Origin of the sequence: Asaia sp. VD9 (assembly GCF_037150015.1) — a bacterium.
Classification (GTDB): Bacteria; Pseudomonadota; Alphaproteobacteria; order Acetobacterales; family Acetobacteraceae; genus Asaia.
Genome location: NZ_JBBCQM010000001.1, coordinates 383,100 through 406,425 on the forward strand (window position 1 = coordinate 383,100; position 23,326 = coordinate 406,425).

Annotated in this window: 24 protein-coding genes; 9 read left to right on the top strand and 15 right to left on the bottom strand. The window is 62.4% G+C overall.

The annotated features are described in order from the left end of the window. Positions 1-31: 31 nt before the first annotated feature. From WFJ47_RS01735 to WFJ47_RS01785, 11 genes are all read right to left on the bottom strand, one after another. A complete protein-coding gene (locus WFJ47_RS01735) occupies positions 32-763 on the bottom strand; it encodes an ATP12 family chaperone protein (RefSeq protein ID WP_336760466.1) in 732 nt (243 codons plus the stop codon). Then, positions 760-3,333: an AsmA family protein gene (locus WFJ47_RS01740; protein ID WP_336760468.1), complete on the bottom strand. Its 2,574-nt coding sequence runs from the start codon at positions 3,331-3,333 to the stop codon at positions 760-762. Before WFJ47_RS01740 ends, WFJ47_RS01735 begins: the two co-directional genes overlap by 4 nt. Beyond that, positions 3,330-4,325: an RluA family pseudouridine synthase gene (locus WFJ47_RS01745; RefSeq protein WP_336760470.1), complete on the bottom strand. Its 996-nt coding sequence runs from the start codon at positions 4,323-4,325 to the stop codon at positions 3,330-3,332. Before WFJ47_RS01745 ends, WFJ47_RS01740 begins: the two co-directional genes overlap by 4 nt. Next, on the bottom strand, positions 4,322-5,710 hold the full coding sequence (locus tag WFJ47_RS01750; protein WP_408868599.1) for a replication-associated recombination protein A: 1,389 nt from the start codon (positions 5,708-5,710) through the stop codon (positions 4,322-4,324). Before WFJ47_RS01750 ends, WFJ47_RS01745 begins: the two co-directional genes overlap by 4 nt. 93 nt (positions 5,711-5,803) lie before the next feature. Beyond that, positions 5,804-9,085 (bottom strand): AsmA-like C-terminal region-containing protein, encoded by a 3,282-nt coding sequence (locus tag WFJ47_RS01755; RefSeq protein WP_336760474.1) that lies wholly within the window; start codon positions 9,083-9,085, stop codon positions 5,804-5,806. 14 nt (positions 9,086-9,099) lie between these two features. After that, positions 9,100-9,561, bottom strand: a complete 462-nt coding sequence (gene bcp, locus WFJ47_RS01760; protein WP_127102821.1) for a thioredoxin-dependent thiol peroxidase — start codon at positions 9,559-9,561, stop codon at positions 9,100-9,102. Between the two features lie 21 nt (positions 9,562-9,582). Next, on the bottom strand, positions 9,583-9,948 hold the full coding sequence (locus tag WFJ47_RS01765; RefSeq protein ID WP_127102820.1) for a hypothetical protein: 366 nt from the start codon (positions 9,946-9,948) through the stop codon (positions 9,583-9,585). Positions 9,949-10,105: 157 nt separating this feature from the next. After that, complete coding sequence (locus WFJ47_RS01770) at positions 10,106-10,693, bottom strand: hypothetical protein (protein WP_336760478.1); 588 nt, start codon at positions 10,691-10,693, stop codon at positions 10,106-10,108. Further along, positions 10,690-11,316, bottom strand: coding sequence for a hypothetical protein (locus WFJ47_RS01775; RefSeq protein WP_336760480.1), 627 nt, complete (start codon positions 11,314-11,316; stop codon positions 10,690-10,692). The genes WFJ47_RS01770 and WFJ47_RS01775 overlap by 4 nt, the downstream gene beginning before the upstream one ends. Positions 11,317-11,342: 26 nt before the next feature. Further along, positions 11,343-12,005, bottom strand: coding sequence for a leucyl/phenylalanyl-tRNA--protein transferase (gene aat / locus WFJ47_RS01780; RefSeq protein WP_127102817.1), 663 nt, complete (start codon positions 12,003-12,005; stop codon positions 11,343-11,345). Next, the gene (locus tag WFJ47_RS01785) at positions 11,998-12,129 is read right to left on the bottom strand and encodes a hypothetical protein (protein ID WP_336760481.1); all 132 of its coding nucleotides are present in this window, start codon (positions 12,127-12,129) and stop codon (positions 11,998-12,000) included. The genes aat and WFJ47_RS01785 overlap by 8 nt, the downstream gene beginning before the upstream one ends. Here WFJ47_RS01785 and WFJ47_RS01790 point away from each other — a divergent pair. Continuing rightward, a complete protein-coding gene (locus WFJ47_RS01790; protein WP_158625409.1) occupies positions 12,128-12,292 on the top strand; it encodes a hypothetical protein in 165 nt (54 codons plus the stop codon). The genes WFJ47_RS01785 and WFJ47_RS01790 overlap by 2 nt on opposite strands. 208 nt (positions 12,293-12,500) lie before the next feature. Here the strand turns inward: WFJ47_RS01790 and WFJ47_RS01795 are convergent, their stop codons facing one another. Continuing rightward, entirely contained in the window at positions 12,501-13,337 is an 837-nt protein-coding gene (locus WFJ47_RS01795; protein ID WP_336760483.1) for an EcsC family protein, read from the bottom strand. A 198-nt stretch (positions 13,338-13,535) separates the two neighbouring features. Between WFJ47_RS01795 and WFJ47_RS01800 the strand changes: the two genes are divergently transcribed. From WFJ47_RS01800 to WFJ47_RS01815, 4 genes are all read left to right on the top strand, one after another. Continuing rightward, positions 13,536-14,033 (top strand): hypothetical protein, encoded by a 498-nt coding sequence (locus WFJ47_RS01800; RefSeq protein WP_127102815.1) that lies wholly within the window; start codon positions 13,536-13,538, stop codon positions 14,031-14,033. A 5-nt stretch (positions 14,034-14,038) separates the two neighbouring features. After that, the gene (locus WFJ47_RS01805; protein ID WP_336760485.1) at positions 14,039-15,421 is read left to right on the top strand and encodes an NAD-dependent succinate-semialdehyde dehydrogenase; all 1,383 of its coding nucleotides are present in this window, start codon (positions 14,039-14,041) and stop codon (positions 15,419-15,421) included. 185 nt (positions 15,422-15,606) lie between these two features. Then, positions 15,607-16,218, top strand: coding sequence for a PadR family transcriptional regulator (locus WFJ47_RS01810; RefSeq protein ID WP_127102813.1), 612 nt, complete (start codon positions 15,607-15,609; stop codon positions 16,216-16,218). Continuing rightward, positions 16,215-17,018 (top strand): siderophore-interacting protein, encoded by an 804-nt coding sequence (locus tag WFJ47_RS01815; RefSeq protein ID WP_336760488.1) that lies wholly within the window; start codon positions 16,215-16,217, stop codon positions 17,016-17,018. Before WFJ47_RS01810 ends, WFJ47_RS01815 begins: the two co-directional genes overlap by 4 nt. Positions 17,019-17,051: 33 nt before the next feature. Here the strand turns inward: WFJ47_RS01815 and WFJ47_RS01820 are convergent, their stop codons facing one another. Further along, the gene (locus WFJ47_RS01820) at positions 17,052-18,248 is read right to left on the bottom strand and encodes a phytanoyl-CoA dioxygenase family protein (protein ID WP_336760490.1); all 1,197 of its coding nucleotides are present in this window, start codon (positions 18,246-18,248) and stop codon (positions 17,052-17,054) included. 142 nt (positions 18,249-18,390) lie between these two features. On the opposite strand from WFJ47_RS01820, the gene WFJ47_RS01825 reads away from it, so the two are divergent. Beyond that, entirely contained in the window at positions 18,391-19,437 is a 1,047-nt protein-coding gene (locus WFJ47_RS01825; protein ID WP_127102811.1) for a LacI family DNA-binding transcriptional regulator, read from the top strand. 118 nt (positions 19,438-19,555) lie between these two features. Here WFJ47_RS01825 and WFJ47_RS01830 read toward each other — a convergent pair whose 3' ends face one another. After that, positions 19,556-20,194, bottom strand: a complete 639-nt coding sequence (locus tag WFJ47_RS01830; protein ID WP_336760492.1) for a pyridoxamine 5'-phosphate oxidase family protein — start codon at positions 20,192-20,194, stop codon at positions 19,556-19,558. A gap of 97 nt (positions 20,195-20,291) precedes the next feature. Here WFJ47_RS01830 and WFJ47_RS01835 point away from each other — a divergent pair, with 97 nt between their 5' ends. After that, positions 20,292-21,725: a PLP-dependent aminotransferase family protein gene (locus WFJ47_RS01835; protein WP_158625408.1), complete on the top strand. Its 1,434-nt coding sequence runs from the start codon at positions 20,292-20,294 to the stop codon at positions 21,723-21,725. Positions 21,726-21,793: 68 nt separating this feature from the next. Here the strand turns inward: WFJ47_RS01835 and WFJ47_RS01840 are convergent, their stop codons facing one another. Continuing rightward, complete coding sequence (locus WFJ47_RS01840) at positions 21,794-22,210, bottom strand: EVE domain-containing protein (RefSeq protein ID WP_127102808.1); 417 nt, start codon at positions 22,208-22,210, stop codon at positions 21,794-21,796. 201 nt (positions 22,211-22,411) lie between these two features. Here WFJ47_RS01840 and WFJ47_RS01845 point away from each other — a divergent pair, with 201 nt between their 5' ends. After that, complete coding sequence (locus tag WFJ47_RS01845; protein ID WP_336760644.1) at positions 22,412-23,173, top strand: heme ABC transporter permease; 762 nt, start codon at positions 22,412-22,414, stop codon at positions 23,171-23,173. Further along, positions 23,170-23,319: a heme exporter protein CcmD gene (locus WFJ47_RS01850; RefSeq protein ID WP_336760494.1), complete on the top strand. Its 150-nt coding sequence runs from the start codon at positions 23,170-23,172 to the stop codon at positions 23,317-23,319. The genes WFJ47_RS01845 and WFJ47_RS01850 overlap by 4 nt, the downstream gene beginning before the upstream one ends. Positions 23,320-23,326: the final 7 nt, after the last annotated feature.

Sequence of the window (23,326 nt, forward strand, 5' to 3'; positions counted from 1 at the left end):
AGACTGGATCTAGGCGGCAATCATGGCGAAATCATGCCCCATTTGGCGCCTTTTCTTGCGATAGCGCAAGAAAATGTAAGGCATGGTCGATGTCGATACCCGTACGCTCGATCTCCTGCAAAAGCGCATCATCCTCACCCCATTGAGCCATCTGGTGGCGCTCTTCCACGCTCGCCATATCGTTGGCCTCCTTGGCTTGCATCCATCCTTCTGCCAAGCCAATCGCCAAAATCAGGCTCCCGGTGGCGGGCGCCCCTATGGCCGCGCAGGTAAGGGCTGAGTCGTCAAAACGCTCCAGAGCCCTGCGGCAGACTTCCTGCAATTCCGGCGCCACTGTGAGCGGTAGCAGACTACGGGTGACCTCCGGCATGATCCCGTGACGTGCGGCGAAACGCTGCAGCACCGGATCAAACAGCGCATCCTGCTCGCGTCCCAGACTGCCGGTAGCTCTGTAACAAAGCAGATCGCTCTCTCCATACGCCATGAGCTGTCCGATGATCTGCGCGCGGTCAGGTGCTACGCGCTCGATCTGGGTGCCCGCCATCTGCGTCAATGGCAAGGAGGTTGTCTGGAAGGCCGATCCGGGGGGGATGCTGCGCCACTCCTCGGCAACAGCCTCGGCGAGCGCCAGCGTCCCGAGTATCAACCTGTTCCCGCCTGGAAGGCGAAAACTGCGCCCATCGAGGCAGACCTCATACCCCTGAGGAACATCGACGGGCACGACGCTGACCTCTTTCCAAAAACGTCTGATGGACTGGCTCAATGGAGGATCCCCAATCCATGCAGCAATTCGGAAGCCTGGGAGTGCTTCTTGGGCTCGGCTGCGGGTTCTCCTGCGACATTCTCACGCGCCTTGGTGAGCAGATCCGGGCAGTGATCAGGCTGGCTGCCCCCTATGGTGATCTCAAAACGCCCACCGGCATTGGCCTCCTGATGGGCCTTGGGGGAATCGAGCGTGCCCGTCACGACCACAGGCGTCGAGGCTCCGGTGCCACCGAACCCGATGCGTGGCAGGAGATGAAGATCGAGCGTGCCGTCAGCGAGGCCATAGCTCCCCTGACCAGAGAGGCTCAACGCGCCTGCCTCCATCCCGATCGTGTCGAGCTGCGCCCGACCAGAGGCAAAAGCGGCGTGAAGACCGAGGCAGCGCACACCAAGATCTCCATGCGTCATGAGGGAGCGCGCCGCATCGCCGAGATATGGCCCGAGATGACTGGCCGCAATGGAACCTCCGACCATGGAGAGCCCGAGATGCCCGTCCAGGCTGGTCATGAGTGCCGCCTTTGTTTCCCCCTCGGCCTGCAACTGACCGACGAGCATCAGCGGTCCGCGAAACAGATCGGGCAGGCCGAGCAGGTTCTGCGCCAGCGTTGCCGGGAAAAGCAGCGGAGAGAGTGTCAAGCTGAGCCGCGCGGGCGTAACAGCCATATCATAGCGCGCCTCACCGGAGAGGGTCATGCCATTCCCGCTCCCGTGGATTGACTGAATCGTAAGATGCCCCTCCCCGAGCAGGAGGGTTGCAGAAATCCCGGTATAATCGGCCTGATTGAAACGCAGTGTCTCCGCGCTGATCGCCAGATTGCCGCTGCCGCCGTGAAGGAGAGCGCGCCAATCGAGTCCAGACAGTCCTGGAAGCTTGCCACTCTCTGAAGGCCCCGAGACCTGTGCCGCAGCACCAGAGGTCCCCTGCCCCGCGCCCAGTATCGGCAGGGGCAGGACCGTCGATTGTGCAGGTGCGGCAGTAGAGGATTGTGTAGCCGAGGGTCGGCCGGGGGATGCACTGTCGGTTCCAGCACCGGTCGCGGTCTTGTTCGACGTGACTTCTGCTGGCTTCCAGAGTGCGCCCAGCGAGTCGAGATCCAGATGCGCAAAATGCAGCGATCCCTGAAGGGCCGTCAACAGCGGTGCGGAAGCGGCCAGGGTGAGCTCACCAGTCATCTCATGGCTCTGGAAAGCGAGAGCGTCGATTTTGAGCGTTCCCTCCCGGTCGCGGGTCAGCCCACCCTTTAGGGACAGGTCGTGTAGCGTGGCCTGATGAATCGTCAGACTGCGTGCCTCTCCCTGAAGTGCAAGCTGGGTCTCTGGCGCGCCAACTTGCCCAGTCACATGGGCCTTCAAACCGCTCGAAGCGGCGAGCGCCGTCGAGTCTCGCAGATCTGCAGAGACCGTGAGCGGGGTCTGTAGTCCCGTCTGCCACGCAGTACCTGCCTGGGCCAGCGTTCCGAAACTTCCTTGAAGGGCCAGCCCCGAGGCTGCGCCCTGCAAGGTCGCGCTGACAGTCAGAGCCGAAGACAAGGTATCGGCGTCAGCGTGGAGTGCGGACACTGAAACACCCTGCCATGGGGGCGCAGCGCCGAGATGGATATGAAGATGGTTGACCCCCAGACGGGACAGGGAAAATGCGGGTCCGGAATCCGCTTTCCCGGCGTCCGGCTTTTGCGGATCAGCGTCATAGAGGCCGATCTCGCCGCCTATTCCCTGCAAATCGGGCAGATTCGCGTTCGGAAACAGGGATTCAGCATCCTTGAGAGACGCCATCTCGCCGCGCAAAATACCGGAAAAACCCCGCAAATGGCGCGTATCAGTGATCTGTCCGTCGAAATTGAGCCAATCCTGCTGCTTGCCATCCTTGCCCAGCGTCGCCCCCAGGCTCAGCGCCCAAGGCGGGTTGGCACCCTGAAGAAGGGTAAGCGGCCCGACATGGCCATTGATCCGGAAAGGCGTATCACCACGACGCCCATGGAGATCGAGATACGGCGCTGATGACGCCAGACCATCGAACTCGGCATGATCGACCAGAATCGCCCCTCCATGATGGGCATATCGGTCATCCAGCGAAAACGCCATCTGATCGAGGCGCGCCGAACCAAGCTTTACCCCCCAATGGGCGGACGGATGAGACGTCCCGGCGGAACCGGCAGAGGCGGGAGCAGGCTCAGGCTCGAAATCCCAATTGGCCAGCCCGGCCTCGTTCCGATGAAGCCTGACCGCACCACGGAGCATAGTAAGGTTTTCGAGACGGATCTCCCGCCACAGAAGCGGCATGAGCGCGACAGAAGCCCGAATATCGCGGGCCTCGATCATAGGCTGCGACGCGCCTCCACCCTGTGCCGTGGGCAGATCGGAAAGTGTGACCTGATGCGCGCTGATGCTCGGCCAGGGAAGAATCCCGACCGAAAAGCGCGCCATCGTCAGATCACGGCCAGTCTGACGTTTGACCGCGGTGATAACGTCCTGCTTCAGGTTGGAGCGGTCGACTAGGATATGGGCCGAAACAGCCAGACCTGTCGCCAGCACCAGAATGACGATCAGCGCCGCAGTCAGTCGCTTCATTTCCTGCCTCCCTTGCCCCCGATACGCTCAGGTTTGGGCGTATCACCCGCCGTGAAACCGAGATCCTTGAACGTGTCGCGCATATGAGGCGGCAGTGGCGCCGCCACGCGCAGCCGGCCACCCGCCGGATGAGGGAAGTCGAGCGCACGCGCGTGAAGATGCAGACGATCGATGAACCCCTCCATATGCGCGGCCTTGCCGCCATATTTAGGGTCGCCCAGAATTGGTGTGCCAAGCGTCTCGCAATGAACGCGCAGCTGATGCGTGCGCCCGGTCAGCGGCTTCAGCGCCAGCCAGGACAGGCGCTTGCCCGCAGCATCAACCACTTCATAATCGGTCTTTGCCACCACGGCGTCTTCATCGTCACGTGTGGCGGCGATCATGAGCGCGCCATTACCGGCACCGAGTTTGGCCAGAGGCTGATCGATGACGCCGGTTCCCGGCATGGGACGCCCGACAACAATGGCCCAATAGGTCTTTTCGACATCGCGCCCGCGGAACGCGGCCGCCAGCTTGGCCGCAACGCCGGGGGTACGCGCCAGAAGCAGAAGCCCGGACGTATCGCGGTCGATACGGTGCACGAGGCGCGGCCGGTCGGATAAATCGCCACGCAAACCGTCCAGCATCATGTCGATATGCTTGGTAATGCCCGGGCCACCCTGCGTGGGCAGGCCCGAGGGCTTGTCGAGTACGATCACATGATCGTCGCGATAGACCACCATACGCTCGATCTCGCGGGCCAGCTGCGGGTCCAGCGGCGCAGGGCGATCGGGTTGGGCGGTCATGGGCGCGGGCAGAGGCGGAATACGCAGGCTCTGCCCGGGAGCCAGACGGCTCGCCCCGGTCACGCGCTTGCCATCGAGGCGCACCTGCCCCGTACGGCACAGCTTTTGCAGCGCCCCTTGGGTGAGGTCGGGATAATGGCGGCGAAACCAGCGGTCGAGGCGCATATCGGCCTCATCTTCACTGACAATACGGGTCGTTACACTCATGGGCGACGGCTTGCCCGTATTGCGGCCTGCCTGTCCAGATTTTTTCTGATCTCGCTTTCCCTGCCCCGGTCTGTGGGCTGATAAAGGGCGACGCGGTCCATTTCATCCGGGAAGTAATTCTGACCCGAGAACCCGTCTGCCGTGTCGTGGTCATATTCGTAGCCCTTGCCGTAGCCGATATCCTTCATGAGGCGGGTGGGCGCATTGCGTATGTGATGGGGCGGTCCGAGGCTACCTGTTTCCCGAGCAAGTTTACGCGCCTGGTTATAAGCCCGATAAACAGCGTTCGATTTCGGCGCCGTCGCCAGATGAACGACAAGCTGCGCCAAAGCCAGTTCACCCTCGGGGCTCCCAAGTCGCTCATAGGTTTCCCAGGCGGCGATCGCGAGTGGAAGGGCAGAGGGATCGGCCATGCCCACATCCTCAGCCGCGAAACGGGTCAGACGACGCGCGATGTAACGCGGGTCCTCGCCCCCTTCGAGCATACGGGCAAACCAGTAAAGCCCGGCATCGGGATCGGATCCACGCAAGGATTTGTGCAGAGCCGAGATCAGATTGTAATGCTCTTCGCGGTCCTTGTCGTAAAGCGCCGCCCGGCGTGCGACGACCGAGGCCAACCCAGCCGTGTCGAGCTGCGTCTCATGAGGAAGAGCCTGAATCTGCTCCACCAGATTGAGCAGATAGCGCCCGTCTCCATCGGCCATGGCCCGGAGCGCGGCCCGCGCCTCGATCGTGAGGGGAAGGGGATGACCGGAATCTGCTTCGGCCCTCTGCAAAAGCCTGTCGAGCCCCTCATCATCAAGACGGTTGAGCACCAGAACCTGGCAGCGTGACAACAGAGCGCCGTTCAGCGCGAAGGAAGGATTTTCCGTCGTGGCCCCGATCAGAATGACGGTTCCGCGCTCGACATAGGGCAGGAACCCATCCTGTTGTGCGCGATTGAAGCGATGGATCTCATCGACGAAGAGCAGCGTGCCGCGCCCGGTCTCCTGCTGGAACCGCGTCGCGCTCTCGAAGGCTTTCTTCAGATCCGCAACGCCGGAAAACACGGCAGAGATCTGCTCGAAACGCAGCTTCGCCTCGCGCGCAAGCAGGCGAGCGATCGTGGTCTTGCCGCACCCCGGCCCGCCCCAGAGGATGAGGCTTGGCAGCGTGTTGCGTTGCAACATCTGGCTCAACATCCCGCCCGTCCCGAGCAGATGATCCTGTCCCACCACCTCGGACAGGGATCTGGGGCGAAGCCTGTCTGCCAGGGGCTGGGTTTGTCTGAACGACTCACTCGAAGCCGGCGCGGAATGCGCCGAGCTACGCGGGGAGACGGAGGCGGGCGAAGGCTTCGGCCCAGGAGAGGCACCGAACAGATCCGCATTTCCGTCTTCGCGCATGGCTTGTCTCCGCTGTTTCACGCCACGTCGAAGACGGGGCCTTTCGCCATGACCCTTGCAGGGCCGTTACACCGGCAAGTGCAGGCGGCGCACCTACTTTGCGAGCTGGCGCATCACCCCGGGCAATAGCATGGCAAAGGGGTTCACTGACAGATCAGGATCGCTTGCGGTTCCTGTCACGGTAAAAGTGGCGGCCAGTAGACCTCCCCCTTTCTCGGGGGAGAACAGCTTGCCCACATTGGGCAGACGCCCGGGTGCGGCGTTGAGGCCAAACACGGGAACGACCGTGCCACGCAGATCGAGCGCCCCCTGATCAAGCCCTATCTTCCCTTCCAGCGTTGCCCCGAGTGCCGGATTGCCGAGATGCCCCTCATGAATTGTCATCACGTCATGCGCGACACGCACAGGCAGGTGAAGGTGCTGCACCTCAAAACGTTCACTACTCGCCTGTGACCAGTTGAACACCGAAAGATGCGTTGCAGCCGTCAGGGCGGCGGGGGGCTGCCGAAAACTGAATGGTGTTACGGATATGACCCCGTCAAAGGGCGGCACATGCCCTGTTCCGCCATCGGGTACGTTCCCGACGATCCGTGCCGTCCCGCCCTCGAGGCGGGACGTCATGCCCGTCTCCCTCAGAAGCGTCCCGAGATCATCGACCTTGAGGCGCAATTGACGCCCATCCGGGCTGGGGGTCAGCGCAAGCGACACGGCCGCGGGGCGTTTCGCCTCGAACAGCGCCTTGTCGAGGCGATCATTCCGGTGCTCCAGATGCGCGATGACGTCACCAAAGAACCCTTTGGGGCCATAAAAGAGGCGTTCGGTCGCGATATCGACGTTCCAGCGCATTTCAGGACGGTCGGGGGGACGCCCAGGCTTCGCGCCTGCTGTCAGACTGTCACCGCCATTCCTGGGCAAGGGTGACTTGCCCGCAACGGCGGTGACGGGTGTTGTCATGCCGGCCTTTGCCTCGTCCCCGTGAATCAGGGGAGCCACATCCAGATCCTGCGCACGAATATGAACATTGACGGGGGCGTCGTCGGTCAACGGTAGCGCGATCACCGCATCCCCATTCGACCGACCGACAGAGAAATGATCGAGGACGAGGCTTCCTACCTTGCCCGAGGCGATGAGGCCACGGCCTTCCACGTGCAGATCCGGCCCCTCGGCGGCGATGCGATCAAGGGAGACGATCGCCCCATTGCGCAGGCCGATATGGGCCGAGGCCGTCGCAGCGACGCCGGCGCTCTTGCGCCATACGGGGATATCGAGCCCCGCTTTCTCCAGATCGAGCGACAGGACGACATCTGCACGCCCATCAAAACCCGCACTGTATTCGGTCACCATTTCCGCGGTCCCGCGAAACAGCGATTCATTGCCGATATGCGAGCGCTTCAAAGCCGCTTCGTCAAAGATCGAAACGGCGCGAATCTTCTCCCGCAGACCGCCTTCACGGCTCTGGAACCGCTCTGAGAGGGTCGCGGTGGTGGGCACACCATCGAGCTCACCCTGACCGTTCAGGCTCATGCCGTGTTCCGTCGCCTCAAGGCGTCCACGCGCACCCGTCAGGGCGCGGCCGAGCACGACATTATCGAGGGACACGTCATGAAAGCGCGCTTCAGCGGTGACATGCATCTGGTCGTTTTCCACATGCGAGGTCAGGGGCAAGGTCAGCCGCCCCGTCACGAGTACCGCCCCGGCGGGATGGGTGAAAGGCAGGGGATGACGCGACAGCAGATGCAACCGGGGATGGGCCAGCAAGCCCAGATGCGCAGCGAGATCGCCTGACAAGGCCAGATCGATCGTGCCGAACTGATCCTTGGCAAACAGATCGCTGATCAGCATGGACCCGCCATCGAGCTTGACCCGGGGGGCACCGCGCCTGTCAGCACTGGGTTGAACCCCTCCCAGAAAATCGATCCTGAGCACATCCGGAGCAGCAAAGCTGAAACGGGCGGAAACGTCCTGCGCAGGAGGAATCGGACGCAGCCAATGCACGGTTGCACCGGTGACATCCAGTGCAGCCTCGGTTCTGGTGGGCCTTATCCCGCCCCAGCCTGTCCTGCTCTGAAGATCGGCATCCAGGTGCAGACCCGTTCCCCTTCCGCTCGTCAGATTGCGTGTGACCCAGCGCCGCGCGCCCTTCATCAGAATGTCGGGCCAGATGGACGCCAGATGCGCAGTATCCAGCGGTGTGGAAGAGGCAGTCACATGTGCGTCGATATGACCGGCGCGCTTGAGGGAATCGACAGAAAAATTGCCCCCTGCGATGAAGCGCGTCAACCCACCCACATCATCGATCAGCGATACGGACGCCGAAGCCTGATCGACGGAAACCGCCTCGCCCTCAGAAATCACATGGGCGGTCAATGAGCCGCTCGAGATTTGAAGCGGCGCATCGAGTTTCTGTTCGATGCTGCCGCGTCCGAGTGTGAGGGAGAGAGTGGCCTGACGCAAAGGTCCCAGCGCGCTGATTCCGATGCCGTCTTCCGCGAGAACAGCGTGGGTTTCGATCTGGACAGGAAGGTGCCACGCGCCGGCATGGGGAACGTATCCGGCAAGGCCTGCGGGGGTGAAGGGGCCGATCCCCAGATCCCAGGCCACAAGGCCGGGACCAGGCTCCCGTCCGGCCGCGTGAAAATCGATTGCAGGCGAGTCGCCAGGCCCAATTCTGCCGTTTACCGCACCCACCCACCCCAGCATCGCTGCACCCGGCGCGCGGGTCAGAACGGCCTGGGCGAGGAATGAGGAGGCGCCCTCCGCACCTGAGGGTGTGGCCGGAAGACTGAGCGTCTCTTCGCTCTGCCGCAAGCGTCGCGAATCCCGCAGGCTGGTCGTGACGTTCTGGATGTGAACATGGCTCAGGGCGCCTAGGGAAAAGACACCCGACTGGCGGTGGGTGTGACGCGCACCGGGCCAGTCCAGATCCACGCTTCCATCATCTTGTCGCCGCAGAACCACCTGACCATGGCGGATATCGGCGCGCAGAGGCTCGATCACACCATGAAGGAGAGGCGCAAGACGCACCACAAGATGTGCCCGCCCCAAGGCGAGCGTGGCGCTTCCGTCCTGCCTCAGCACCTTCAGATCACGCGCCTCGATAACGAGTTCCGGCGATGCGTGACGCAGACCTGGGTGCCAACTCAGAAAAAGACGGGACCAAGCCAGCCGACCTGCGGGACGCTGCGGATCGGGACCGGGTTGAATGGTGATGGGGGAAAAACGCGCGGCGAGCGCCGTAACCTCCATCGGACCGGAGGCAAGGCGCCAGAGGAAGCCTGCCCCACCCAAAAGGGCCACGGCAACCGGAACACCGGCAATGAGCGCCCCAAGACGGAGCGTCCGCCAGGGCGCACGATGAAAGAGGTCGTGCGTCACCAGAACTCTACGGGCTAGAGTTCTGAAGCGGCTTCAGTCACCAGCGCCACATGTTCTGCGGGCTTGACCTTGCGCCACAAGGCCCGGATCACGCCATCCGCGTCGACGAGGAACGAACTGCGCTCCATCCCGAAATACGTCTTGCCGTAATTCGTCTTTTCGACCCAGGTCCCGTAGAGATCCGCCAGTTCGTGATTCTCATCACTCGCCAGAACGAAATCCAGACCGTATTTCTTGGCGAAGCGCTCAAGCTTCTCTACCGGATCGGGGCTGATTCCGATCACCTTGAGACCCAGCCCGCCGAGGGTCTGCTTCTGATCACGCAGATCGCAGGCCTGGGTCGTGCAGCCCGGAGTATCAGCCTTGGGATAGAAATAAACGAGATAAGGCTGCCCCTTGAGGGCTTCGCTCTCGATGATCTGCCCCCCCGCAATGGGGAGGGAGAACGCGGGCGCCCTATCGCCAATAGCTACCATGATGAAAACCGAGCCTCGTGATCAGTAAGCAGGATATGCGGGATAGGACGGATAAACAGCAACCGGCGGCGGGTAAACCACGCGCGGCGGCGGCTGGTACACCACCGGCGGGGGCGGTGCATAGACAACGGGCGGCGGGGGTGGTGCGACATAAGGCCGGGCCATAGCACCAATCACGGCACCGCCGACCAGACCACCGACAAGACCGCCCACGAAGGCGCCTCCACCACCACGGTGCCAGCCGCGATCACCACGCCAGCCACCACCACCATGCCAGCCAGGGCCACCCCATCCGTGACCGTAAGGATGTGCCTGCGCCAGCGGAGCATTTCCCAGAAGGCCCGCCAGAGGCAGGGCCGCAAGGGCAAGTTTCAGAATACGACGCATGATGGAACCTCCAAATCAGGAGCGGAAAATGTGATACCGCCCCCGATACACCTCTTATAACCTCGATATGGTGTCGAATTTGGGACGGAACAGGACAGAAAACAGGCCGGATTGTAACATAAATGTTCAATCCGGCCCTTCCTGCCCATACGGTCGATCACTGGGAGAGTTTCAGCGCCTCGATTTCATGGAAGCCTTCGGGCTCCTTGAAGATTTCCGGCCCCTGGGGCGTCTCGACATAGGAGATCGCTCTGATCACGGGTTTGCCCTCATGGCTGGCGGACATCATCACGCCGTTATCGGTGTAGCAGAAATCCCCGTTCTGCCCGTCCGTATCGATCGAAACCCAATGGGTACAGGCCTGGCCCGCCACCTGGTCGCCCGCCCCTTTCGCCCAATGGCCTGTTGCCCGTGTACCGGGCGGCGAGAATTGCGCATCGGGAGCACCGGAAACGGTGAAGCTCTTCGTTCGGACATCAACCACCGACAGGCGATGGGCCCTGTAATCGGTCAGCATGATCAGTCCGGTCGTTTCCATGTCCAGACGCTGCTGCCAATGGGCGGCGTTCCAGCGCATGCGCTGGCTGTAGGACTGGCCGTCAGGTCCGACCGCCTGATAGGTAACATCGACATCCACGCGCGGCGTGACGTAGGGCGTATTGCCCCCTTCATCCGCAAAGGCGGTGGCGAAAGGAAGAACGGCCAGCAGGGAGGCGCCCATAAGGGCGATGACAGAGGGTCTCACGGCTTGGCGGAGCTCTGCGGGCCGGCGCCATGCGGGATAGGCATCTGGGCCGTGATCTGCTGGTAATCAGCAGGAGGCTGGAACAGCGTATCGGCCAGCGGGCCGTAGGTGACGCTTTGTGCCTCGAGCTTGCCATGCAGCCCGTCCGCATCGACGCCCTCCTCGCTCAGGATGACGCCATCCTGGGTGACGCAGGCCGTTGCTTTGCCGTGGGGTGATGTGATGGTCCATTTGTCGCAGGTCATACCCGCAACAGAGCCCGTGCCGTCAGGCGCATATTGCATGGTCATGTCCAGCATGAACGGGTTCCGCAATCCGTGCTTGGGGGAGAAGCTCGTATAGACACGCTGCTTGTTCATGATGAGCGTCACGCGCTGGGCAGGACGGTCAAGGATGGTCGATCCGGCATGGTCGGGTGCGTCGATACGCAGCTTGTCGCCCTCTGCCTTGAATTGCACGATCGCCTGTACGGGCTTGGGCATCTTTTCGGGCTGTACGGAATAAACGACCGTTACGTCGCGCGCGGGCGACAATCTCGGGTGCTGCTGGGCAGAGGCCGCGCCGGCTCCAAGAACCATACCAGCGACCAGCGACAGCGCTGCAACGCCCTTTACTTGAACCATCGTCATAATATCCCCTCCAATACGCCTCAGCGGACGTTCAGACCGTCGCGAAGACGGATGATCTCCGGTCGCAGCCTGTCCAGCGAGACATCTTTTTCCCACGATGCCTCAATCCGGATAGCCTGGTCCAGCATCCCTCTATAGGCGTCATGTGCAACGGTAAGACAGCCGAATGTTTCCAGATGCGCGGTTGGAAACTGCGTGTCCAGCAGGGTGATTCCTGCCAGTCGCAGCGCGGCAACCAGATGGACCAACGCAATTTTCGAGGCATCACGTTGCCGGGAAAACATGCTCTCCCCGAAGAACGCCCCGCCAATCCTGACCCCGTAGAGGCCGCCTACAAGCGCCCCGTCCTGCCAGACTTCCACGGAATGCGCGTGTCCCTGCTCGTGGAGCAGGACATAACGCGCCTGAATGCGCCCGCTGATCCAGGTTTCAATGCGCCCCGGAACCTCGGCACAAAGCTGCACCACCTCGTCGAAACAACGATCGCTCGTCACCTCCTGGCGCCCCTGCAGGAGGGTGCGGGCAAGACGACGCGACAGGTGGAAACGAGAGTCCAGAGGCAGGACACCCCGCTCGAGAGGGCGATGCCACGTGATCTCGGTCGCATGGCGGTCTTCCGCCATCGGAAAGACACCCTGACGATAAGCCTCGAGAAGCAAATCGGACGTCAGAGGATCACGCATCCCATACCCCTCTGGAACCACGGCCCGCGCACAGCTTTTGAGTGGTCGCAGCGCCCCCGGTCATGTTACGCGACCAGACCGCATTGGGGGCGGGAAGCCCCTCTCGGACAAGGACCGTCATCATGCCCCTCACCTTCGTCTATGTCATCGGTATCGCGCTATGCGCTTTGCTGAGCATCGTGGCGCCGCATTATCAGGTTCTCGCCTTCGTCATGACAGCCATTTTCTCGATCCAGATCATTCCCGTCGGGCTGCTGGAAGCTTTGCGCAGCCCGAAAAGCGAATAACAGGGCTCGCTCTGCCAAGGCAGCGTTGAACTCCGATCATGCCACACGGATCGCGAGACGTGGGCTCAAATCCTGACTGACCCGAGCTGGATGGCCGACGATTTGCGGCTTAACAACCCTCCGTCCAATGTGACTGCGCCTCGGTCTCTTCCCGCGCCGGAGGAGATTGAGGCCAAGGTCTCAGGCCAGGGTGTCTCAGGCCAGGGTATCAGGCCTGAGCGTCGGCTGTGCCGGTCTGGCGCATATGGACGGCGGTATCGCGCACAATAGGCCCGTGTTGGCGCTCCAGACGCCGTATGGTGAACTGCGCGCGCGCCAGAGCCCTATAATGCGAGAGGAACGCAGCGTTGAGCGAGGCCCCGCACAGGGCCCCCGCGACCGGTACCATCTGAAGCGCGAATTTGCGGGAGAGCCCGATTCCGTAATGCGAGGCCACCTCGGCGATCAGCAGCACGATCGGCTTGCCACGCATGAGCGCACGCGCCGAGAAGAAGCCAAGCTCGCTCTCTTCCGCATTGCCCCCCGCCATGAACCCTTTCAGGGCGAAGACTTCCAGGCAAGCGCGCCGCGTATCATCGCTGGAGAGATCTTCTCCCTCCTCGCGGGCTATGCGCGCGATCTCGCGCATGATCGTGAGCGTGGTGAAACCGATATCGGGCATGAGTCCGACAACTCCGCCGAATCCGCCAAGCGCGCCCGAAACGGCGACAGCGGCCTGAGCAGCAGGGTCGCGCCATTTTGGCGCCTTGGTCGTGTTTTCCTGTGCCATGCCCAGAATAGCGATATCGAAGGCACGGGCGATCGAAGCCTCGGCCAGGCCCTGCAATTTGGCCTGAATGGTCGGAGCCATCCCGAGTCCCTGCATACCAAGGCGTGTCGCCTGCCCTACAGCCCCTCCCATGAGGTCGGCCAGCCTCACAAGAACGCCACGCCCGTGCTCAACCTTGGCCAGGGCGGACTGAAGCTGCGCAAGGGACTCGCCATCGAGCGCGAGAGGAGCGATCTCGCCCATACCGGGGATCGTCGAGCCATTCGCTGGGGCCATGATATTCTGTTCTCCCTGAACGTTCGGCCTCGCTTCGAGGCCTGGGAAGGGTCTGTTCTGTCTGGCGCAACGCCTGACGACACCGGCAGTCACCAAATATTGTGCCCGTACCGGTTTTTTTACATCCTACAACGACATGACAGAACGAAACAGACGCAGCCCGGTTAGGATGACGGTGACCGCAGCAGGAGCATGACCATGCCCAAGACCCGTTTCACGTCCATCGCTACATCCCCTCCCTCGCGCGGCGTGCTCGCCCTGATTGGCACCACCCTTGCCAGTTGGGGAGCCCCGGCTTTCGCTGACCCGGCCGCCCAGATGCGCGCCATGGATCATCCCCTGACCCCTGTGGAGAAGGTCGCCCTCCCCGATGGAGGTGCGCCGCCCCCGCCCCATGGCTACACCGTGACCGAGGATTTCGACTCTTCCCTGCGTGGCTACTCATACACGGTGCGTACCCATCCGGCACTCGGTCTGCCCGCGCCGGAAGCCAGTCAGAGCACCGCGGCCCCCAGTGAGGCCCCGTCGCATTTTTCGTTCCTTGGATGGCCCGTGAAATTCAACGCGCCCGTTCGGCCACCCTATGAAAACTCGGCCTACAGGAATTATGCCGGGTCCCCCGGGAACGGCCAGACCGATGTCGTTGCCCAATCCGATGCGGCCAATACCGCTTCATGGAATAACAACCAGAGGTAGTGATCATGACCAGCCCTCATCCTGATGGTGGCATTACGACTGTCAACCCGGCCAATGGCGAGACACTGGCCCATTATCCTTTCCTGAGCGAAGCCGCAGCCGAGGACGCACTGGCACGCCTCGATAAAGGCTTCGCTGCTTGGCGCGGCAAGACCCTCGGCGCGCGGCTCGACCTGCTGCACCGGTTCGCCACGCAGTTGCGTGAGCGCAAGGAGGAACTGGCACGTCTTGCCACGCAGGAAATGGGCAAGACACTCACCTCGGCCAGGGCAGAAATCGAGAAATGCGCCGCAGTCATCGACTGGTACGGCAAACACGCCCCCGCTCTGCTGCGTGACAAGCCGATGGCCGTGCCGACCGGGGAGGCTCATCTGAGTTACGATCCGACCGGCATCGTTCTGGCCGTTATGCCGTGGAATTTCCCCTACTGGCAGATCATGCGCGCCGCGGTGCCGATTTTGGTGGGAGGCAACGCCTTTCTTGTGAAACCAGCGGAATGTACGCTGGGCTGCGGGCTGATCCTGAACGAGATCGCGCGTGACTGCGACCTCGATGACGTCTTCATGAGCGCCAATCTGTCCCGTGAACAGACAGCACAGATCATTGCCGATCCGCGCATCACTGGTGTGACGGTCACCGGAAGCGTGCGAGCCGGGCGCATCATCGCCGGGATTGCCGGGCATAACGGCAAGAAATCCTTGCTCGAACTCGGCGGCTCCGATCCGTTCATCGTGCTGGCCGATGCCGATCTCGACAAGGCAGTCGACTCGGCCATCACGGCACGCTTTGCGAACTGCGGTCAGGTTTGCATCGCGGCGAAGCGTATCATTCTCGAAGCCCCGATTGCCGAGGCCTTCACCGAGAGATTCATGGCCAGGGCACGTGCGCTGGCTCTCGAAGATCCTATGGAGGAACATGCCTTCATTGGGCCCATGGCCCGCAGCGATCTACGCGACGGACTGCATGAACAGGTCCGGCGCAGCCTGGCAGAGGGGGCGAAGCTCGCCTTGGGCGGTGAACCGATCAGCCGACCCGGCGCCTGGTATGCCCCGACGGTACTGACAGGCGTAACGCCCCAGATGACCGCCTTCCGCGAAGAGCTCTTCGGTCCGGTTGCCTGTCTCATCACCGCGAGAGACGCCGATCACGCGGTCGCTCTGGCCAATGACAGCGCCTATGGGCTTGGTGCGAGCCTCTGGACGCAGGATGCGACTCGGGCCCAAAGCCTGGCACGTCGTATCGAGTCGGGCGGGGTGTTCATCAATCGCATTACCGCCTCGGACCCAGCCCTGCCCATCGGCGGCGTCAAGGCGAGCGGCTATGGCCGGGAGCTGACCGAGCTCGGGCTGCACGAGTTCATGAATATCAAGACCGTCTGGGCCGCCTGAGGTCTTCTCCCCCTCCCTCACCCCGAGGGAGGGTCGCCTTTTTGGCCCTAGGGTCCCGCAGCTTGACCGGAGTTCAAGCGCGATATCATTCGACCTCTCTTCAGAAGATACATCAGATCACGGCATAAAAATCTTGCGTTATATCTTACGATAGTACAGTCATAAGATATAGCAGGAGATACATCATGTTCTTTCGTCATTCGCTTCGCCATGCCTTCAGCCGCCATGACGGCTTTGGTGCAGGGCATTCTTCCCGTTTTGGTGGTCGGTTCGGTCGCCATCGTGGTGGGGATATTCCGGGAGGGCGCAAGCTCAGCGCTGAAGAGCTGCAACTGGTCATCATGGCGCTGCTGGAGGAAAGCCCGGCCCACGGGTACGAAATCATCCGCCGCCTCGAAGAGCGCTCGAATGGCTTCTACAAACCGAGCCCCGGCATGGTCTATCCGGCCCTGACCTATCTTGAGGAGATCGGCCAGGCGGATGTCACCCAGGAGGGTACGCGCAAGCTCTATGCGCTCACCGCCTCCGGCAAGGCGCAGCTGGACACTAATCGCGCTGAAGCCGAGCGTATCCTCGAGATTCTCGCGCGCATCGGGGCACGCATGAGCGAGGTGCGCGAAGCATTTGCAGGGCTGCACGACATCGATCCCGAGGCTGCCGACGGGCTGCACAAGGCCCGCCACATGCTGAAATCGGCGCTCTACCAGAAGCGCGGCAGCAGCCCTGCCGAAGCCCGCCGCGTGGCCGCCATCCTCATGCGCGCTGCCTCGGAAATCATGGGCAAGGCCGAATCATGACTCAGCCCCGCCATATCCCGACCAAAATCCGCCATGCCCTGCGCCTGCGCCTCATCACCGTAGCGCAGGTCATTCCTCTCAGCAGCTCGATGCAGCGCATCGTCTTCACCGGGGAAGATCTGAAGGACTTCACCACGGCTGGCCCCGATGATCACGTCAAACTCTTCTTTCCCCAACCCGGTGAGACCTATCCCATCCTGCCGGATTTCCGCCCCGAGGCCGGACGCGAAGCTCTGCGCGACACCAGGATCATCGCACGCGACTACACGCCCCGGCGCTTCGACCCCGAAGACGGCACGCTGATCATCGATTTCGTGCTGCATGAGGAAGGGCCCGCCACGCGCTGGGCCGCGGCGGCCAAACCGGGGCAGCAACTCGGCATGGGGGGCCCGAAGGCCTCGCACATCGCACCGGATAGCTGCACCCATCATCTGCTGATCGGTGACGATACTGCCCTGCCCGCCATCGCCCGTGCGCTGGAAGAACTCCCCCCGGGCAAGCGTGCTGTCGTCCTGCTCGATACACGTGAAACAGAGCGCAGCTATCCGCTGGTGAGCCATGCCTGGACCGAAATCCATCGCTGCCAGCCCGATACCATCACGACCTTGCAGGATCTGCTGCGTCTTGTTGTCCTTCCCCCGGTGCGCGATCTTCATGTCTGGATTGCTGCGGAGATCGACACCGTGCGTGCGCTTCGCGACTATCTGATCCATGAGGAGGCCGTGCCCCGCAGCCAGATACGCGCCGCCGGATATTGGCGCCGTGGCCGTGAGGCAGGCGGTGGACGCGTGGAGGAGTAGCCCGCTTCCGCAGCCTGTAGTATCCCGACAGATTCAGGTCTGAGTGCATCGCACCCTTTCGCTCAGGGCGGCATCGAAGCGCGCCGGGTCCCATCCCTCCTCCAGAGCGACGCGAAACAGGGCCTGCTGGCTCTGGGGAGCGAGCCCGCCGATCGGTGGGTCACGATCCAGGTTGGTCGGGAAGGCATAGCCCTCAGCGCTCGCCGCGATGACCCGGTCGATGGCGCAGGCGGACAGGGCGTGCATGGCCTTCATTTTGCTGAGCACCGGGAAAAGGGTACGCGCCATGCGTGCCCGATCCATCGCCTCCATGGCGCGCCCAAAAGCCGAGGAAATCTGCAACAGATTGGCCATGCGCCGGATCGACCGTGACTGGTTCGACCCCGCTGCGTGAAACAAGGCGGGACTGAAGAATACCGCATCCCCTTTCTGCAGCGGCAATTGCAAATGGTTGGACGCAAACCACTCCCTAATTTCCGGACTTTGGGTAGCGAGATAACCGGGGCCGTATTTCTGGGTGAAAGGCCTGTAGAGCGTGGGCCCGCTCTCAACCGGCATATCGCAATGCGCGACAGCACCCTGCAGGGTCAGAAAAGGGGATAGGCCGTGTACATGAGCCGGATAACGGCTCACCTGCTCGGCCGATTGAAACCCCAGATGATAATCACGATGCACGATCTGGGCCTCGCCGCCGGGATTGACCACGTTCACCTGCGAGGTGATCTGATAAGCAGGGCCCAGCCAGGCCTCGCTGACAAGCGCAATCATGTCATTGGCATAATAGCGCGCGAAACCTTCAGGGTCGAAAAGGCAGAGTTTTTCGAGCGCATTCCAGATGCGGTCATTCGCGCCCGCCTTGGCGAAATGATCGCCGGATTCCTGGCCGTTGCGCTTCTGGTTGGCAATCAGCTTGTCGAACTGGACCGAGACATGATCCAGTGCCTCGCTGTCATCGAAGGCCTGTTTGAGCACCACGATCCCCGGCCCATCCTTCAGCACCTCGAGCCATTCGGCCATGATCATGCGGCGCCCATCCTCCAGCGCGGCGAGACGCCTCAGGGCCGTGCAATCGTAGATAGGCACCTGGCCGCCGCTGATATCGGCCGCCAGCGGGTAATCACGCAACGTCACACGCTGCTCGGTCAGGATTTTCAACTCTTCGAGTGTCGCGCATTCGGGTGAATACCAGTTCCGGCTCACTCGCAATACTGAGAGATTATCAGCTTTCACCTTCGCATCTCCGGTTTGTTCGTCGCTTTCGGCTCGCAGCGCCTCGCCCGAACTCTCTAACGCGATCGACAGCCGCAGATTACCGTTTCGTCATGTATCCAACAGAGCTAAAATACCTCAGAAACACCTCAAGGAGCGGCTCATGTCCTACGCGCATCCTCTCAAGGACATCGCCCGGCAAGCCGGCGTCGGGCTGGCAACGGTCGATAGGGTTCTGCATGACAGGGCCGGGGTGCGAACAGCCACGCGACGCCGAGTGCATCAGGCAATCGAAGAGCTCTCCCGCCAGACGCTCGAAGCTTCGCTTCACGGCAGCCGCCTGGTCATCGATCTCGTCATGGAAGCCCCGAACCGTTTTTCCAGTGCGGTGCATGCCGCGCTCGAATCCCAGCTCGCCGCGCTCATGCCCGTCGCCATGCGCGTGCGCGCCCATCTGGGCGAAACGGCTACAGGAGAGGAAATAGCCTCAATTCTGGCGCGACTGCGCAGGCGCGGCTCGAACGGGGTCCTCCTCAAAGCGCCCGACCATCCCGCCATCCGGGCCGAGATACGGGCCTGCGCCGATGCAAGGATCCCGGTCCTGACGCTTGTGACCGACCTCCCGGACACGCCGCGCCATGCTTATGTCGGCATGGATAATCAGGCTGCCGGTGCCACCGCAGCCTGGCTCATCTCGGGATGGATGCATGCCCCGATCCATACGGGCAAGGCGGTTCTCGTGGTGATTTCAAGCTATCGTTTCCTGGGCGAGGAAGAGCGGGAGGTGGGATTTCGTCGGGCCTTGGCTGAGCGTGCGCCCCATCTTTCTGTTCTGTCCCTGGGTGAAGGACGAGGCCTCGACTGGCAGACCTATGATCTGGTGGAGCACTGCCTGAAAACCCATCCAGAGATCGAAGGTATCTATTCCATCGGCGGCGGAAACCGCGCCATCGCAAAAGCGCTCGAACGATGCGGCCGACAGCCAGCGGTTTTTATCGCGCATGACCTGGATCGCGACAATCAGGCACTCCTGACGGAGGGGACCATCACCGCCGTACTCCATCACGATCTGGGAGCAGATATGCTGCAGGCCTGCCAGATCCTGATCGAGGCCAATCGCCTGCGACCACCCAGCCTCCTGACACGCCCAAGCCCCGTACAGATCATCACGCCCGTGAACATGCCGCCCAACCTCCGGAAAGGCACATAACCGCGCCCGTCCGAGCCAGAAAGTTGAGCGCCTGGTATGTTCCCGGCGAGAACCCTCCTGAGCGGAGGCAGCCATCGTCGCCACTCCGGGGCGGGCTTTGGGAGATCAGGCTCCGCAATCAGGCAATGAATCGTGCCTGTGCCTTGCGTATCGAGAGCGGGGGCAAGGCACCCTCTGGCGTGTGCGCGTCCTGAATACCGGTCCCAAGCGCTGTAACCACCGGCACGACGCCGCCCCAAAGCGCAGACGGCAGATCGGCATCATCCTCGACCGGTGGGCCGGTGCGAATCTTCGCGCTGGCCGCCTCAATATCGAGCGCGATCACCCCCGTGGCCTTGAGCTCATTGGCGGTCATGGCCCGCAGCTCCGTGCTCCGCCCCGGCAGCAAATGATCGGTGATCGCGTTCAGTGCCTGCACATGCTCTGCATCCGTCACCTTGCGGGCTGTGCCATGGACCACAGCGCATCGATAATTCACCGAATGGTGGAAAGACGAACGGGCGACCACGATTCCCGTCAACTGGGTAACGGTCACACACATCTTCTGCCCATCCAGACCCATGAGTCGTGTCTTGGATGCCCCGTGAAGGTAGAGGATGCTCCCCGCACGTGCATACGCCATGGGCATGACCATGGGGCGCTCCTGCGCCACAAAGCCGACATGCCCCACAAGGCCGGTATCGAGGATGGCGTGAACCGTCTCCTCGTCATAATGCGCGCGCTTGCCCTGACGGGCTTTGGCAAAATCGGGAACCATGTCGCGTGTCCTCTCAGCCAGACGGTTTTCGCTTGACGTTCCCCCTGCTACGCTCCGAACTGGAATGAATCGAGAGCCGGTTTCAGGATGTTTGTTCATGCCAGTTTATCTGCCCGCCATCGTACAACCGGAGCCAGGCGCCGACCTCTCTCTCCCTGCCCAGGTTTTCGCCGCGATCAGCGCCGCAATACGCGCGGGCCGGCTGGCCGAGGGCGACATGATGCCCTCCACACGTCAGGCCGCTGATGGGCTTGGGCTCTCACGCAGCACGATCTCGACGGCCTATGATCTTCTGCGTGCGGAAGGGCTCATTACCATGCGCGCGGGCAGCCGCCCGGTCGTATGCCTTCCCACCCCCCGAAAGGTGAAACAGGCCGCCGACACTGTGCCTGCACTCTCGACGCGCGGACATGTTCTCGCGCGTGATCCTCGGACAAGCAGCTACACAATCCCGCAAGGACGGCTGTCACCCGGCCTCCCCGATGAGGGGCGCTTCCCCGCCGATCTCTGGGGCCAGATTTTGCGCCGTCATGCCCGTCAGTCTCACGGGGAGGAGGCCTGTTATGGCGGTTATCATGGCGCGCGCGCGCTGCGCGCTGCGCTATGTGCGCGACTGGCCAGCGACAGGGGGCTTCAGGTCTCGTCCGAGCAGATCCTGATAACGCCGGGCACGCAGGCCTCCCTCAACCTGATCGCTCAGACGATGCTTGATCCGGGCATGAGCGTGGCGCTGGAAAATCCCGGTTATCTCGGGGCACGGGCGGCCTTCCAGGCGGCCGGTGCCATGATCCACCCCGTGCCGGTCGATGCCGGGGGGCTCGATCCGGCGCAACTCCCCCCTGAGGCAAAGCTCATCTACATCACGCCGTCCAACCAGTATCCGCTTGGGGGACGTATGGATCTGACGCGGCGGCTCGCCCTGCTGGAGCGGGCCCGCGCGCAAGGCTCCCTCATTCTTGAGGACGACTATGACAGCGAATTCCTGTGGCATGGGCGCGAGATCGCGTCTCTCGCAGCGCATGGATCGGGGGAGGAATGCGTCTATCTGGGCTCTGCCTCCAAGACGCTCTTGCCGGGACTCAGGCTCGGCTGGATGGTCGTGCCACCGGCGCTCATCGCCCCCCTGCGGGCAGCGCACCGCAATCTGGGATATGCGGCCAATCTCCATGGGCAGCTGGCCTTGGCGGAGCTTATGAATTCCGGGCATTACCGCCTGCATCTGCGCCGTATCTCGCGGCTGTATCAGCAACGCGGCCTCGCGCTCCATGAGGCGCTTTCTTCACTTCCTTTCCTGCAGGTTCTCCCCCCGCGCGGAGGCGTTCAACTGGGGCTACGCCTGCTGGTGGCAGGGCGTGAAGAGGCGTGCATGACCGCGCTCGCCCAGACGGGCTATCGCGTCGGACGCCTCTCGGCGCTTTGCCTGGACGCAGCGACAGAGGGGCTGGTCATAGGCTTTGCCACGCTGCGGCCGGATGACCCGGCCCGCATTGCCTCCACCCTCGCTCAGGTGGTTATGACAGGCAGGCCATAGGCTCAGGCACAGACTCAGGCCCAGGCCCAGGCCCAGCCTCAGGCCCGGATGGATAATTGAAATGATGCTCAGGGCTTATCCCAGTGGCCGATATGGCAGAGATGTGCCCATTCCGCCGCGGTGACAGGCGCGACGGACAGACGCGACTGACGCAGGAGCGCCATTTCAGACAGAGCGGGATCCGCCTTGATCGTTGCAAGCGAAACCGGCGCGGCGAAAGCACCCCGCGCCGCCACGTCCACGCAGACCCATTTACCGCCTTCGGCTGTCGGGTCGGGATAAGCCTCCCGCACGATCTCAACCACACCGACGATCTGCTTTTCAGAGACCGAGTGATAGAAGAACGCAAGATCGCCGCAGCGCATGGCAGACAGGTTATTGCGCGCCTGATAGTTACGCACACCGGTCCAGGGTTCGACCTTGTTCGTAACCTGCTGCTGCCACGAAAAGGTCTCAGGTTCGGATTTAATCAACCAGTACTGCATCGACGACCCTCTGTTATCGGTCAAGCCTGTTGCGCTTATCGGAACAAACTGCCCCTTCACGCCTCCCCTCTCCGAGCGGTATGCCGTATCAGGACGGCTTTCGATCAAAAAACCTTCATCGGATGGAGCCATTCACGGGCTATACCATGCCCGGATGCCAGGGGAGAGAGGCCAAGAGTGACGAAAGCCACGCGACAGATCATGGCGGGACGAGACATGCATGGGTCGCTCCTGCATCGCTTTGCCAATCCCGGTCGGTTTCTGCGCCTCTCACGCTGGCTCTTGCCCCTTCTCTCTGTCGGCGCCGTCGTGTTTCTGGCCATCGGACTGGCTTGGGCGCTGTTCGTTGCACCCGCTGACTGGCAGCAGGGCGACGCCGTGCGGATCATGTATCTGCACGTCCCCATGGCCATCCTTGCCTCTTCCGGTTACGCGGCTCTGGCTGTCTGCGGCGTGCTTTCTCTGGTCTGGAAGCATCCTCTGGCCGATCTGGCTGCGGTCGAGATTGGCCCGATCGGTGCCGTAGTCACAGCGCTCTGCCTGATCACCGGCTCGCTCTGGGGCAAGCCCATGTGGGGTACATGGTGGGTATGGGACGCCAGACTGACCTCGGTTCTGGTGCTGTTTTTCCTGTATCTGGGCCATATCGCGCTCATTCAGGCCTTTGACGACCCGCAACGCGGCTATCGCGCAGCATCCGTGCTTGCCCTGGCCGGTGTGATCGACCTGCCGATCATCAAGTTCAGTGTGAGCTGGTGGAATACGCTGCATCAGCCGGACAGCATTACCCTGACTCACGCCCCTTCCATGGCGCTCTCGATGCTGCTGCCTCTGGCCCTGTGCATGACGGGATTCACATTGGGTTTCGCGGCCCTCGTCGTGGGACGCGTGACCGCCTCCGTACTCGAGACCCGCGCCCAGCACATGATGACACGCACGCAGCGCAGGGAAAGCGGCGCATGACCCATCTGCCCTATATCGCGGCCTCCTACGGCATCACGCTGACGGCGCTGTCCGCGCTCAGCCTCGCTCTCATCTGGCGCCTGCGTCGCGCACGGCGCGTTCTGACGCTGCTGGAAGCCCGGTCGGCCTCGGAATTGCGCCCCTGATGAACGC